Annotated in this window: 13 protein-coding genes and 1 riboswitch; of the genes, 9 read left to right on the forward strand and 4 right to left on the reverse strand. The window is 62.4% G+C overall.

The genetic code is table 11. The features are described 5' to 3' along the window. Positions 1-84: 84 nt before the first annotated feature. Both FEZ59_RS02530 and FEZ59_RS02535 read right to left on the reverse strand, forming a co-directional pair. Positions 85-1,938 (reverse strand): BCCT family transporter, encoded by a 1,854-nt coding sequence (locus FEZ59_RS02530; protein ID WP_007727149.1) that lies wholly within the window; start codon positions 1,936-1,938, stop codon positions 85-87. 428 nt (positions 1,939-2,366) lie between these two features. Further along, complete coding sequence (locus FEZ59_RS02535; protein ID WP_228117932.1) at positions 2,367-2,669, reverse strand: ribosomal protein L7/L12; 303 nt, start codon at positions 2,667-2,669, stop codon at positions 2,367-2,369. 141 nt (positions 2,670-2,810) lie between these two features. On the opposite strand from FEZ59_RS02535, the gene FEZ59_RS02540 reads away from it, so the two are divergent. Then, the gene (locus tag FEZ59_RS02540; RefSeq protein ID WP_019746678.1) at positions 2,811-3,137 is read left to right on the forward strand and encodes a hypothetical protein; all 327 of its coding nucleotides are present in this window, start codon (positions 2,811-2,813) and stop codon (positions 3,135-3,137) included. A gap of 15 nt (positions 3,138-3,152) precedes the next feature. Here the strand turns inward: FEZ59_RS02540 and FEZ59_RS02545 are convergent, their stop codons facing one another. Next, positions 3,153-3,293, reverse strand: a complete 141-nt coding sequence (locus tag FEZ59_RS02545) for a hypothetical protein (protein WP_172932192.1) — start codon at positions 3,291-3,293, stop codon at positions 3,153-3,155. Between the two features lie 244 nt (positions 3,294-3,537). On the opposite strand from FEZ59_RS02545, the gene FEZ59_RS02550 reads away from it, so the two are divergent. The 8 genes from FEZ59_RS02550 (at position 3,538) to FEZ59_RS02585 (ending at position 13,480) form a co-directional block, all read left to right on the forward strand. Beyond that, entirely contained in the window at positions 3,538-4,269 is a 732-nt protein-coding gene (locus FEZ59_RS02550) for an SDR family oxidoreductase (protein ID WP_021333722.1), read from the forward strand. Positions 4,270-4,419: 150 nt separating this feature from the next. After that, complete coding sequence (locus FEZ59_RS02555) at positions 4,420-5,787, forward strand: cytosine permease (protein ID WP_020906011.1); 1,368 nt, start codon at positions 4,420-4,422, stop codon at positions 5,785-5,787. Positions 5,788-5,817: 30 nt separating this feature from the next. Next, positions 5,818-7,398, forward strand: a complete 1,581-nt coding sequence (locus FEZ59_RS02560; protein ID WP_019746681.1) for a hydantoinase/oxoprolinase family protein — start codon at positions 5,818-5,820, stop codon at positions 7,396-7,398. Further along, the gene (locus FEZ59_RS02565; protein WP_172932193.1) at positions 7,395-8,504 is read left to right on the forward strand and encodes a DUF917 domain-containing protein; all 1,110 of its coding nucleotides are present in this window, start codon (positions 7,395-7,397) and stop codon (positions 8,502-8,504) included. The genes FEZ59_RS02560 and FEZ59_RS02565 overlap by 4 nt, the downstream gene beginning before the upstream one ends. Positions 8,505-8,510: 6 nt before the next feature. Beyond that, positions 8,511-9,569, forward strand: a complete 1,059-nt coding sequence (locus FEZ59_RS02570) for a DUF917 domain-containing protein (RefSeq protein WP_020906014.1) — start codon at positions 8,511-8,513, stop codon at positions 9,567-9,569. Next, positions 9,566-11,101 (forward strand): helix-turn-helix domain-containing protein, encoded by a 1,536-nt coding sequence (locus tag FEZ59_RS02575; protein WP_172932194.1) that lies wholly within the window; start codon positions 9,566-9,568, stop codon positions 11,099-11,101. Before FEZ59_RS02570 ends, FEZ59_RS02575 begins: the two co-directional genes overlap by 4 nt. A 60-nt stretch (positions 11,102-11,161) precedes the next feature. After that, positions 11,162-11,276, forward strand: a riboswitch (SAM riboswitch). Between the two features lie 53 nt (positions 11,277-11,329). After that, a complete protein-coding gene (locus tag FEZ59_RS02580; protein WP_172932195.1) occupies positions 11,330-12,655 on the forward strand; it encodes an aminotransferase class V-fold PLP-dependent enzyme in 1,326 nt (441 codons plus the stop codon). Positions 12,656-12,865: 210 nt separating this feature from the next. Continuing rightward, entirely contained in the window at positions 12,866-13,480 is a 615-nt protein-coding gene (locus FEZ59_RS02585; RefSeq protein WP_020906017.1) for a hypothetical protein, read from the forward strand. Here FEZ59_RS02585 and FEZ59_RS02590 read toward each other — a convergent pair. After that, positions 13,459-14,337: a DNA-binding transcriptional regulator gene (locus FEZ59_RS02590; protein ID WP_030534854.1), complete on the reverse strand. Its 879-nt coding sequence runs from the start codon at positions 14,335-14,337 to the stop codon at positions 13,459-13,461. The genes FEZ59_RS02585 and FEZ59_RS02590 overlap by 22 nt on opposite strands. Between the last annotated feature and the right edge of the window lie 54 nt (positions 14,338-14,391).

The following is a 14,391-nucleotide window of genomic DNA, read 5'->3' on the forward strand; positions in this document are numbered from 1 at the left end:
TGCGAACTGTCGAGTTGAAAGTCTCATGACAAGTTTGCGAGTTGGTGAACAGATATGCCTAATGCAACATGCCGAACGTGCCGGTCAGTCCGTACTGGCAGCTTGCGCGTGGCCTTCTGCCGAGTCGGCGAACTCGGGTGTGTCGAACACCTCTCCGCCCAGCGGATCGACGACCTTCGATTCCTCGGAGAAGTCGACGGCGCCGGTATCCGGGTCGATGTTGACCGCATGGGCGGGAACTTCGTGGACCGCGACGAGCATGTGGGCGTCGGAGGGATCCGTCATGATTCCGCTTTGTGACGGGGTGAGCCCGGCGAAGGTCGACGAGATCTTCAGATCGCGGAGCCGCTTTTCGGTGGGTTGCGGAACGTCGGTCGATGCCGAGGCATTTGTAGAAACCCGCAGGTAGCGTGGTGCCGACGCGACCTCGTATCGGAACGCCTTCAGCATCGACAGACATGCAAGCACCATGATGACCGAGAACGGTACCGCCGTGGCGATGGCAACGGTTTGCAGCGCCGTGAGCGATCCACTGCCACCCACGATGAGGAGAACTGCGGCCGCGGCACCGGAGAGGAACGTCCAGTAGACACGCGTGATCTTGGAGGTCTCCAAGCTGCCACCGGTCGCGAGGATGTCGATGACGATCGAGCCGGAGTCCGCGGACGTGACGAAGAAGAACACGATCACGACGATCGCGAGAACACTCGAAATCGTTCCGAGCGGAAGTCCGTCGAGAAGCGTGAACAGCGACGTGTTGGTGTCCACTGCGCCGGATGCGTCGAGCATCGTGCCCTCGTTGCGCTGACGCAGAATGCCGGAGTTACCGAAGATCGTGAACCACAACGAACCAACCAGCGTCGGGGCCAGCAGCACACCGAAGACGAATTCGCGGATGGTGCGGCCGCGTGAGATGCGCGCGATGAACATGCCGACGAACGGTGCCCAGCTCATCCACCAACCCCAGTAGAAGATGGTCCATGCGCCCTGCCAGCCGTCTTCGGCGAACGGGGACGTGCGCAGCATCAGTTCGGGCAAGGCCTGGACGTATCCGCCGAGGTTCTGCACCCACGACTGCATGAGGAACAGCGTCGGTCCCAGAATCAGGACGAACAGTGCCAGCGCGGCAGCGAGCATCATGTTGATGTTGGAGAGCCACTTGAGGCCCTTCGTGACACCGGAGACGACCGAGAAGGTCGCCATGCCCGTCACGATGACGATGATGGTGATGACCAACCAGTTGTCGGTCTCCACCCAGCCGAGGTAGTCGAGGCCGGCCGAGATCTGCTGGACACCGAAGCCCAGCGACGTCGCGACACCGAACAGCGTGCCGACGATGGCGACGACGTCGATGGCGTGGCCGATCTTTCCTTCGATGCGAGCCCGTCCGAGGAGCGGCTCGAGCAGCCAACGGATCGACAGCGGGCGACCCTTTCGGTAGGTCATGTACGCCAGACCAAGGCCGACGACGACGTAGATCGCCCATGCATGCAAGCCCCAGTGGAACAGCGTCAGTTCCATGGCTTGATTGGCTGCGGCGTCCGTGGATCCGGCGATCTGCCCGGCGACGGGTGGGGTCACGTAGTGCGAAAGTGGTTCGGCTACTCCGTAGAACACGAGCCCGATGCCCATGCCGGCGCTGAAGAGCATCGCGAACCACGAGAGCATCCCGAACTCGGGCTGCTCGTCGTCACGTCCCAATCGGATGTTGCCGATGCGGCTGATTCCGCAGTACAGCGCGAAGATCACGAAACCGGTGGCCGAGAGGATGTACCACCAGCCGACGCCGTCGCTGATCACGTTGTTGAGTGTTTCGAAAGCATCCGCGGCGGTTCCCGCGTAGATCACGGCAAAGGCGATCAGGGCAAAGATCACTATCGACGCGGGGATGAACACGGGTTTCCGTAGTTCACGCCACGCAGTTTTGACCGCAGTCATTCCACTCCTCGAACGTTCAGGCATTCACAGCGCCCATCAGGGCGGCCACGTGTCACGCGTAGGTGGGCGTTTCGCTCACACCATCGCAGGTCAAGACCGGGCTATTGCTTTGAAATTCAACGTAACGTCAAGTTTCGGTCAACTCAACTGGACGAAAGATGCTGCACTGTCGCGAAAGTTCTCACTGGATGCCGTAGTTCCGGTTGTAAATCGTTGGGTAATAGTGGCATTGGGTCAGGAGTGGAATGCTGAACGGCGAATTCGATTGGTACGGTGAGTTGAATCGGTCGAGTCGACGCTCACCGATTGACCACATTTGTCAAACTCGGCGAAACAGCCTGTCTGTCAGGTGGTTAACTCCTGGCGTGCTTGCCCGATCGTGGCGGTCAGGTGTCGATACCTAACTGTGATTGTGATGGTCGCAACTATCAGTGATGCGGGCCCTGTTCGCCCCGCTGAGCGTCGATCAGATCCATCGCATCCTTCAGACCCAAGCCCGGATGCAGTTCGCGCAGTGCCTTGATTGCCGGAATACGGTCGTCAGTCGACGCGAGTGCACTACGGACGTCGTCGGCAGGGATTTCGGTGGGGGCAGTTGTCCCTTCCCCCCACGCCGGTTGAGGATTGTTCCTGGTTCGCCAGGCTTGGACGGTGCCGTAGGCAAATCCGACCGTCGCGAAAAGCCAGATTGCCAGGCGAACCCAATTACCGGTTGTCGGTTCCGTGGCCACTGTATGGATGGTGCTCGGACCGATTACGACTACGAGCAGGACGAGGCCAATCGTCTGGCCCCATCGCTCGACGCGCCTGCTCGGTACCCACCACTCGGCCATCGATCGATACTCGCACGGGGCTGCTGTTTCGGTGCGAACATGGTGATCATGGAGATTCGTGATGCGGTGGAGCGACTTCGAGCGGATTCCGGGACCTCGATGATCTTCGGTGAACCGCACCAGACCAGCGACGGATCGACGATCATCACGGTTTCGCGTCTACACCGGCGGTGGCGGGGCGACCCGATACCGGTGCCAGTGGGGGTGTTCTCGATCCACGAGGGTGAGCCGTCGTGGTCACCGGCCGTCGATCACACCAGGGCGGCTTTGATGGGGGAGTTCATCGGGTTGGCGGCCGCGGTGATCGCAACCCTGGCCGTTCTACGTCGACCGCCCTGGCCTGATGTGACGATTCGGAAGGGGTGACTCAATAGGGGCGACTCAGAAGGGGTGACCCAGAATTACGCCGATCAACTGGAACGGCATCGCGAGGAACATCGATCCGACGTAGAGCGGATAGCGAATCGGGTCGCCGACGAGGTAACCCTCGGCGAGCCAGGCCATGACATCTGCTGATCCCATATTCGTTACTTCCCTTCGCGGTTGTGGTTCACCGACATTTTCGGTCGTGGGAGTTGTTTTGTTACAAGCGAACTCGAAGGAGGAGTGCATGTGACGGCAGTTTCGACGCAGCAAACTCAGTCAAGTGAGATCCTTGGGGGCGGCAGTCTCTACCGGCTTATTCTGGATACTTAGCACCGTGGCGTAGTGAAATCTGTGCATTCTGCACATGTCGGGACAATTCGGTGAGCCTTACAGTCGCTAAATGACAACGACACCTTCTCCTCTCTCAGGCAAGACCGTCGTACTGATCGGTGGCGGAACAGGCATCGGGCTGCGGGTGGCGCAGCTTGCCGTCGACGCCGGCGCGCAGGTAGTTCTCGGTGGCCGAACCACATCCAAGCTGGAAGCAGCGGCCACGCAGCTGGGTGAGGCGGCGCACTGGTTCACAGTCGACACCTCCGACGACGACTCGGTGAAAGCGTTCTTCACCAACATCCCCAGCGTCGACGCTCTCTTCACCACGGCTGCCGATTACCAGGTCGGCTCGTTCCGCGAACAGAGCGTCGAGGAAGCGGCGTCGCCGTTCACCTCCAAGTTCTGGGGGCAGTACCGCGTCGTGCACGCTGCGCTCGACAAGCTGACACCCACCGCATCGGTGGTCCTCATGTCCGGTGCTGCCAGTGTGCGGCCACCCGCGGCTGCTGCGGCATACGTGGCGGCCAATGCGGCAATCGAGGGGCTCGGACGGGGGCTGGCGGTCGAGCTGTCGCCGATTCGCGTCAACACCGTTGCTCCCGGAACCATCGACGGGCATCTTTGGGCTCAGCGTCCGGCGGAGGTTCGGGAGGCGGCGTTCACCTGGAGTGCGGAGAACAACGTGCTCGGCCGCGTCGGGAACGAAGACGAGATCGCACAAGCGGTGTTCTATCTCTTCACCAACACGTACACAACGGGTTCCACGCTGTACCCCGACGGCGGGTACGCGTTGCGCTAGACCGTGCCATTTGACGACTGTGTGAAATGACGACTGTGCGAAATGCATTGTCGTAACACGAAGAAACGCCAATTCGCCCATAGGCGTGACCCCGACCACATTCGTACCGTCTTCTCCGAGAACACTTCCCAACTATTCGAGGAGTCCGTCATGAAAAACACATCAACGACCGCAGCCGGCGGTGAAGTGTCCGACGGTGACGACTACGCGCTCACCCGCGTTCCCGACGAAGCACGGTATTCGTGGTTCTCGGTGGCAGTACAGCGATTCGGTCAGGTATCGGCACTCGCACAGTTCCTGCTCGGTGCGACGCTCGGCTACGGCATGACGTTCTGGAATGCCTTCTGGGCATTGACAGTCGGGGCGGTGATTCTCGAGGTTGTCTGTATTTTCATCGGCATCATCGGGGTTCGTGAAGGGCTCAACACGTCGGTGGTCGCACGCTGGTGTGGATTCGGGCACGCGGGTTCCGCGGTGATCGGCCTGGTGATCGGAGTCAGCCTGATCGGTTGGTTCGGCATCCAATCTGCTGTCTCTGCATCAGGTTTGCACGGAATCATGCCGTTTCTGCCGCAGTGGGCGTGGGCCCTGGTCTTCGGCCTTCTGATCACCGCGATAGTCCTTCGCGGATTCGGCTCGATGCAGCTGATCGCCAACATCACCGTTCCCCTGTTCCTGCTTCTGGTGGGTTGGGCCGTCATCTCCGAACTGCGTAATCACTCGCTGTCAGATCTGATGGCATCTGCTCCAGCCGGGCCGGAGCTCAGCTTCCTCGCCGGAACCACCATCGTCGCAGGCGGTTTCATTGCCGGAGCAGTGATCACACCCGACATGACGCGATTCAACCGCACGGCGGGTGACGTCGTGAAGCAGACACTCGTCGGAATCACATTGGGCGAATACGTGATCGGATTGACCGGTGTACTTCTTGCGCATGCCGTTCGCAGTTCCGATATCGCCACGATCATCCTGTCGTCGGTCGGCTGGGTCGGCGTTCTCATCATTGTTCTCGGAACTTTCAAGATCAACGACTGGAATCTGTACAGCTCGGGGCTCGGCATCGTGAACTTCATCGACGTCGTGTTCGGGCGACGCATCAATCGCGCCGTCGTCACCGCTGTGGTCGGCGTGACCGGTTCGATCCTCGCGGCTGCCGGAATCCTGAACTCGTTCACCGACTTCCTGATCCTGTTAGGCGTCGGATTCCCGCCGATCGCCGGAATCATGGTGGCGGAGTACTTCATCGTCAAGACCTGGCGCAAGGACCTGGAAGAGAGTCGAGCCGCGGGTACCCTCCCGAACTCGGCGCCCACTTGGGTGCCGGCCACGTTGGTGATCTGGATCGTCTCGGCGCTGATCGGGCATTACAGCACCTTCGGTTTGCCGTCCATCAACGCCGTGGCCTCGGCATTCGTTCTCTACGTCGTCGCGGGTCGACTCGGCCTGATTCGCGGGGTCGGACGCACCACAACCGAAGCGCCGCAAGAGCCTTCGGGAACATCTGCGCTCACGCACTAGCACTGCAAACACTGTAGAAGGGAGTTCGCGATGCGAATCGGAATCGACGTCGGTGGTACAAACACCGATGCGGTCCTGATGGACGGGACCACCGTCATCGGGCATGTCAAACACTCGACCAGCAAGGACATCACCGGCGGAATCGGCGGAGCTCTGACGGCGCTGCAGCAGCAGTACTCGTTCTCTCCCAGCGCTGTTCAAGCAGTGATGATCGGCACGACGCACTTTCTCAACGCTCTCATCGAGCAGCGAGGACTTGCACCAACAGCGGCTCTGCGATTGGGGCTTCCGGCGACCGCAGCGCTTCCGCCGATGGTGGGGTGGCCGCGAGACCTGGTCTCCGCTGTGCAAGGAAGGCACTACCTCGCTCACGGTGGGCACGAGTTCGACGGTCGTCGTATCTCACCGCTGGATCCCGACGAGATTCGTCGCCATGCCGCCGACATGGCTCGCAGCGGTACTCGTTCGGTCGCAATATCGTCGGTGTTCTCTCCGGTCAATCTCGAATGCGAAGCGGCGGCAGCGGAGATCGTGCGTGAGGAACTCGGTCCGGGCGTCGCAATTTCGCTCTCTCACGAGATCGGTCGAGTGGGTCTACTCCAGCGGGAGAACGCGACCATCATCAACGCTGCGCTGCGCGAGCTTGCCGATCACATCGTCGACGGTCTTGCCAGTTCTTTGGTCGAGCACGGCATCGCCGCACCGCTGTATCTGAGCCAGAACGACGGAACCTTGATGGACATCGAGTACGCAAGGCGTTATCCGGTGGCGACTTTCGCGTCGGGACCGACCAACTCCATGCGAGGCGCCGCTGTTCTGTCCGGTCTGGCCAGCTGTGCGGTGATCGACATCGGGGGCACCACTACCGACGTGGGCGTACTGACCAACGGTTTCCCCAGAGAAGCCACCACGGAGGTGACGGTCGCCGGGGTACGGACCAATTTCCGTATGCCGGACGTCTTCTCGATCGGTATCGGTGGTGGTTCGCTGGTGGATGCGGACGGACTCACAGTCGGACCCGAATCTGTGGGATACGAATTGGGTTCACGGGCACTCGTATTCGGCGGTGACACGTTGACGGCCACTGACATAGCCGTCGCGGCAGGCTTGGCCGACGTCGGAGATCGCAGTGCGGTGGCGCACCTCGACCGCGGTCTGGTGTCGACGGCACTCGACCGGATCTCGCGCCGGGTCGCCGACGCCGTGGAACAGATGCGGACCACGTCGGATCCACTTCCCGTTGTGGCGGTTGGCGGGGGATCGGTTTTGCTGGAGCACGAACTTCCCGGCCTGGGAACGGTGATTCGTCCTGAGCGCTTCGACGTTGCCAATGCGATCGGCGCTGCGATCGCGCAGGTCAGTGGTGAGGTAGATCGAGTCGAAGCGGTACGGGACGGGCGCAGGCAGATTCTTGCCGACGACGCTCGCCAGGAGGCGATCGATCGGGCAGTCGCAGCAGGCGCACGGCCCGAGTCGGTGCAGATCGTGGAGTTCGACGAGGTCCCGATTCCGTATCTGCCGGGCAACGCAACACGTATTCGAGTGAAGGCAGTCGGTGACTTGGCACTGCACAGTGGTCTGGTCTCCACCGGTCAGGAAGGCTCACGATGAGTTGGACACTACGAACGGCAGACCTCGACGACCTCGCCAGGGGCGCAGCTTTGTTGGGGACCGGCGGCGGGGGAGATCCGTTCGTCGGCAAGATGTTGGTCACGCAGGCGCTCGGGGAAGCCGGTGAAATCACGATTCTGGATCCGGCGGAGCTCGACGACGACGCGTGGGTGATCCCCGTCGCGCAGATGGGTGCACCGACCGTCGTGGTCGAGAAGATGCCGCGCGGAACCGAACCCGAGCTGGCGCTGATCACGTTGGAGAAGCACACGGGGCGAACTGCAGATGCCACGATGCCGATGGAGTGCGGCGGGATCAATTCGATGATTCCGTTGCTGGTGGCAGCGCGGCGCGGACTGCCGGTTGTCGACGCCGACGGGATGGGACGAGCCTTTCCTCAGCTCGAGATGGAAACCTTCTCGGTGTACGGGATTTCGGCGAGTCCGCTCGCCATGGCGAACGAGCACGACGAGGTGGCGATCTTCGACACCGGCAGCGACAACAGCAGATTGGAGGGCCTCGCTCGCGGGGTGACGTCGAGGTTCGGTGGGATGGCGCATATCGCGCAGTACTCGATGACGGGTGCAGATGTGAAGCGGACGGCGATCCCACGGACTCTGTCGTTGGCCTTGGTCATCGGTCGGTCCATCAGGCTTTCACGTGAGCAGCGGGTGGACCCGGTTCAGGCGCTGGTGGACGGTCTCTCCGACACGCTTTACGGATACGGGCGAGTTCTCTTTCACGGCAAGGTGATCGATGTCGACCGGCGAACCGATGAGGGGTTCGCTCGAGGTTCGGTGCGGATCGCCGGCGTCGGAGACGAAGAGCTGGAAGTTCAATTCCAGAACGAAAATCTGATCGCCGTGCAATCCGGAGTAATGGTGGCGATCGTGCCAGACCTTATCTGCATCGTCGAGGCCGACACTGCCGAGCCCATCACCACCGAGGGATTGCGGTACGGGCAGCGAGTTGCGGTCATCGGGATCGCGACTCCGCCGATCATGAGAACACCGGAGGCACTGGCGGTCTTCGGCCCGGCAAGCTTCGGACTCGATCGCCCGTTCCTGCCGGTGGAGACACTCGAGCAACCTGTACTGGCAGAATAGCGAGCCGTGAGCAGGCTGCACGCGGTCCGGGAGGCCGACCTCGACGCGATCGCAGCGGGGGCGGTGGTCTTGGGCTGCGGTGGGGGCGGCGATCCACGCCTGTTCGTGGAAATGCTGCGTCCACTGATGACGTCAACGTCGGTAGAAGTCATCGCGCCGGACCAGTTGCCGTCCGGGGCGATGATCATGCCGGTGGGAATCGTCGGATCGGCCCTGGCTTTGGAAGAGCAACTGCCCTCCGGGCATGAGTTTGCCGACACTGCAGCAGCTTTGACGCGGTGGACTGGTAAACGTCCGACCGCGGTGATGACTTTCGAAGGCGGTGGACTCAACGCTCTCTCCGGCATTGCGGCGGCGTTGGCGTTGGGGATTCCCGTGGTCGACGCGGACCTGCTCGGTCGAGCGATGCCTCGGCTCGATCACTTCTCTCTCGCCGCAGCCGGGTTGGAATTGTGCCCGGTCACTCTCGCCCAGCCCGGCGGCCTCATTACCGTCGTCGACGGAGTGGATGTGCTGGGCGCCGAGGTAGCAGTGCGGTCGTTGATCGGGAGAACCAGCGGTTGGGGCGCTCTGGCGATCGCGTCGATCGATGCGCGGACTGTGCAGGAGGCGTGCATTCCGGGAACTCTGTCCCGAGCATATGAACTGGGTCAGCACGTCGGGACCCTCGGCAGTTGGCGGGAGATCGCCGAAAGCTCCGGGGGGCGAGTAATGGGGACAGGCCGGGTGCGTGCGGTGCGTCGTAGTCGCCCGAACGCCGGCGATCGTCGGGGCAACGTGATTCTCGAACACGATTCTGCGGTGATACGAGTCGAATTCGAAAGTGAGTTCCTGACCGTCGCGTCGGACGGCGAGATGATTGCGACATGTCCGGACATCGTGACGTTGCTCGACGTCCGGACCGGTGCCTTCGTCTCGTGCGAATCAGTGCACCAGGGGCAAGATGTGGCCGTGTTGGTTCTGCCCGGCCCTCAGTGGTGGGCGGAAGATGTGAGCAGGTTGAAAGTTGTCGGCCCGCGGGCCTTCGGGATCGACCATGACGCAGTGCTGATGGAGGCGCAATGAGCGCGAGTGTGTCGGCGTTGCTGAACAACCCGATCTTTGTCGGGTTGTATCGACTTGCCGGCGAAGGTGATCCCGTCGTGACGACAGTGGGAGCGCTCACCGGGGAATCGGCACAGTCAGCCGAGGCCGTGTCGGGTGCGGCGGGTGCAGGATCAGTTCTGGTGATTCTCGATCGAATCGACCTCGGGGAGTGGAGATTCGACGCTCTCCTTCGACGCACGGCGGCGACCGGCTGCCGGGTGCTCGCGGTACACAGCACTGCGGCGGAGGATGCGAATCTCTCGTTGCTTGCCGATCGCCTCGGACTGGTGGTGCTCGGAGTATCCGACCCGTGGCAGTTCAGCGTGGATCTTCGTGATCTTCTCTCGAATTCGCGGGCGGTGATGGCCGACGCGGTACTGCGGGCGACACACGCGGGCCAGCGGGCCGGCGGAAGCGTCGAGAATCTTCTGTCGGTGCTGCTGAACACATTTCAGCGTTCGTTCATCCTCCTGGACGCGTCCGGACGCCCGCTGACCGGCGCCGATTTGTTGTCCGATGCTGATCGAGCAGCCGCCGGTATGTTGTCGGGCCGCGGGGCGCCCACCACTGTTGAATTGGACTCCGGCGGGGTCCTGATTGCGTGCCCGGTGATGTCCGGCGCAGCCCGAGAGCCCTGGCTGGCGGTGCTGCTCCCGGTGCGTCAAAGCGTCGAAGAGGCTTCTCTCTCAGTGGTTCTCGACGTGGCCTCGTTGGCTGCCGGGCACCGACTGGCCGTTGCACGCATGGTCGACGAGCGTGAAGCGCGCCGGCGTAGCGCGTTACTCGGTGAACTGATCGACACGTCAGCAGACGCCACACCCGGACTGCTCCGGCGCGCACTCGACGCGGGTTGGGCACTGGACGGATGGCATATCGGCATCAAAGTCCTGGCGGTCGGTGAGGTCGACCTGGTGGCCAGGCGCAGTGAGGTCGCAGACGCCCTCGCCGCCGAGGGAATCGACGCCAATGTCGTGGAACAGGCTGACGGCTGGGCAGCGTGGACCACTCTGCCGGGCGAGCCGCGACCGGAGTCGATCACCAGGATCGCCGAGAGTATCCGTGCAGCTCAGGCGAGGTTGGAACCCACGATGGAGACCTGGGTCGGTGTGGGACGCGCACACGACGGTCCGGCTGGAATCGGTGCGTCCCTGTCTGAGGCCGGGGATGCCGCTCGGCTCGCGGGTTCGAGGTCGCACACAGGCCGCTTCCTGCACGTGGACCGCCTGGGTCTGGCGCAGTTGCTGCTGGCGTGGACGCGAACCGACACGTTTCAGCCCGCAGCCGCGGCGCTGCTCGCGCCGCTACGCGATTCGAATGGAGAGTTGCTCGAGACTCTGTCGACGTACCTCGACGAAGAATCGTCTCTGGCTCACACCGCAACCCGAATGGGCTTGCACCGCAACACCGTATCGAGTCGGATCGATAGAATTCAGCGCCTTCTCTCGGTGGATCTCGCAGATCCGGAAACGAGACTCGCGCTCCACCTTGCTTGCCGGACCATCGCGCCCTGACGGAGATCTTCGCGGCTTCGTCTTGACAAGCACGGGAGGTTCCTGCCATCCTCGTTGCCAGGTCACGAGTACCAGTGTTCAGCCCCGGCTTGCTGGTCGGCAACCCTCCTCCGCGGTGGGGTGCTCCGGGTGACGACCCGGCTGCGTTCGAAAACGAATGCGGCAAGCGCGGACTCTTCCGGGGCCATCACCCGACGAACGAGTCCTTGAACGTGAGGATTGTCTTCGATGACTGCTGTATTGAGTGCCGACACCTGCCGCACCACCGCGATTGCCAAGGTTTCGGGTGCTGACCTGCAGGTTCCATTGGTTCAGGGTGGCGAATGCTCCTACGCCAACTTCGACTACGCCGCGAGTGCGCCGGCATTGGCCCAGGTCACTGACCGTATCGCCGAGTTGCTGCCGACATACGCCAGCGTCCACCGCGGTGCCGGCTACGCGTCTCGGATCTCCACGCTCACCTACGAGAACGCTCGTGAATCCGTTGCTCGTTTCGTGAATTGTGCCCACGATCAGGTTGTCGTCTTCACCCGGAACACCACCGATTCGCTGAACCTGCTTGCGCAGTGCGTCCCCGGCAGCACCGTCGTCCTCGATGTCGAGCATCACGCAAACCTGTTGCCGTGGAACGACGCTCGTATCGTCACCGCTGCAGACACCATCGAAGAGACGATCGAGCGTCTGATCGGTGAACTGTGCACCAAGCCTGCAGCGCTGCTCGCAATCACCGGTGCCTCCAACGTGACCGGCGAGATCCTGCCGATTGCACGCTTGGCTGACATCGCTCATCGTTGCGGCGCACGTATCCTCGTCGACGCAGCTCAGCTGGCTCCCCACCGTCGCATCGACCTGCAGGAATGCGGCGTCGACTACATCGCTTTCTCCGGTCACAAGCTCTATGCGCCCTTCGGCGCGGGTGTTCTGGTCGGACGCCGTGACTGGCTCGACGAGGCTCAGCCGTACCTCGCCGGCGGCGGCGCCGTGCGTGAGGTGACCATCGAGTCCACGGAGTGGGCCTGCGCGCCTGCCCGCCACGAGGCAGGTTCCCCCAACGTTCTCGGTGCGGCAGCCATCGCGACCGCATGCGAAACCCTGCACGCGCTGGACTTCGACGTCATCGCCGAGCACGAGAAGGCACTCACGGCCCAGCTCACCGACGGATTGTCCGCCATCGAGGGCGTCTCGCTCGTGCGACTGTGGAATGACGCACCGGACGCCGTCGGAATCGTCACCTTCACCGTCGACGGATTCGAAGCCGGCGAAATCGCCGCATTCCTCTCCGCCGAGCACGGCATCGGAGTTCGCGACGGTCGCTTCTGCGCACACCCGGTTCTCGCACGCCTCGGCCTCTCCGGCGGTGCAGTTCGCGCCAGCCTCGGCCTCGGTAGCAGCTCGGACGACGTGACGCGGTTGGTAGACGCCGTGAACATCCTGGTTTCGAATCAGCGTGATTGGAACTACGCCAAGACTGCCGGTGCGTGGAACCCCGTGCCCGAGACCCGCCCCTTCCTCGGAGCCGCAGACGACAACGCCGGCGCAGCCGAGTGCGTCTGAGCTGAGCTCGGTCCCCGAAAACTCGAACGGACAACTAGCATGGCAGCCATGGCACCAGCGGATTTCCCCGCCACCCCTTCGAGAGTGAGCATCACTCTCGGTCAGTGGTGCCGTCGCCATGTCGATCTGTGCCGCACCTCGTCAGGAATGTGTTCGAGCTGACGATTCGTCTCGCTCATCCCATACTTTTCTGATTTTCGGAGGTCTCACATGTCTTCACGCGCTTCGCATTCTCTGCACGTAGCGGTCGAGTTGACCGGATCCGGTCACCATCCGGCAGCTGAGGGCGCACCCGGCAACCTGCCCATCATCGGCGGCGACTACTGGGTGGACCTCACCGAGGGCGAAAAGGCTCTCGATTTAGCTTCATTCCCTACCAATGTGGTTCGGATTCGCGCTGCGGACCTGCGTGAGGCACAGCTCGAACGTGCACGGATACGCGCTGCTGTCGCCGAAGAAGGACGCGATCCCGACAGCGTCGCAGTACTGGTCGATCTCGAGATTCTGATCGCGCCGGAGGCTCGCTCCGCCCGTAAAGAGCTTGCACAGTTGGACAGCGCGTTGACGGCGCCGCGGGTTCCCGTTTCGCTTCACTACGTCGGAACGCCTTCCGGTCTCGGCAGTTTGATCGCCGATATCCGAGCTGCCGAGGTCGCCGACGGCGTTACGTTGCTGCCTCTCGCATTGCCTCGCACGCTCGAGCATCTGGTGGACAGCACCATTCCGTGGCTTCAGGATCGCGGACTTGTCACACCGTCCACCGCAGTCGACGAGGTTCTCGGGCGTTTCGGACTGCCGCCCCGTCAGCGCACGCTTGCGTCCTGATCGTCACCGATTGCATCTGCGTACAGGTGGAACAGCGACGGTAATTCGTCGGCACCGTCCACCTGTGCCAGAAGCGTCCAGCATTGCGCAGTGATCGACCGAGCCCTCGTGCCGATCCAGTTGGTGGGCAGTAGTTCCGGCGGCAACAGCGGATCCGGTTCCATGGCTCGCGTGAATTCCGCCGCGAGCTCGATGGTCATCGTGACAGCATCGGTACCGGAACCGTTCTGCAGTTTGTGCAGGCGTGCGGTCGCTACGTCGAGCAGCCGTTCGTATCCGTCAGCGATCTGGTCCAGTGGCCACAATTGCGCGGCAATCTTCACGGGGTCTACGAGCATGCCCACTTTCAGATCTCGAGTGGTGAGAGAAGACAGGTGCTGTTCGACGTCGAGTTCGGCGGCCGCATCGCGAATATACGGTTCCCAGGCGTGCGGCGAGACGTACAGACCGCCCTGGACGAGCGCGCCGCCGAGGTAAACGACCCTGGTGCGCAGCGCATCTCGCGCTTTCCGTGACGACTCCGGAATTGCGAACCCGGCCAGGTGCCAATACCCGTCCCACGGCGTCACAGTGTCGCGGTCTTGTTGATAGGCCAGCCGAACGAATTCGACGTCGGGTTCCATCTCGCGCACGGCTTTCGGCGTTGCTCGTAGCGTGGCCTGCCGACCGCGACCTTCCTGAGTGAACTTCCCCTCGGTGACCAACCGCTTGATGCACAGCCGAACCTGTTGATCAGTTTTGTCGAGGGCGTCGGCGGTGGCATAAAGGGTGCGTCCGTCGACAGTTCCGTCCGTGCGCAGTAGTCCCTCGATCAAGATCCTCGTGGGTACATCGACGTCCCTGTCGGTCATCGCCATGTCCTTTCCTCGCTTCTCGACATCTTCGCCCACAACTGTACTATCGAATGCAAT

Source organism: Rhodococcus sp. MS13, assembly GCF_013277835.1.
Lineage (GTDB): Bacteria > Actinomycetota > Actinomycetes > Mycobacteriales > Mycobacteriaceae > Rhodococcus_F > Rhodococcus_F erythropolis.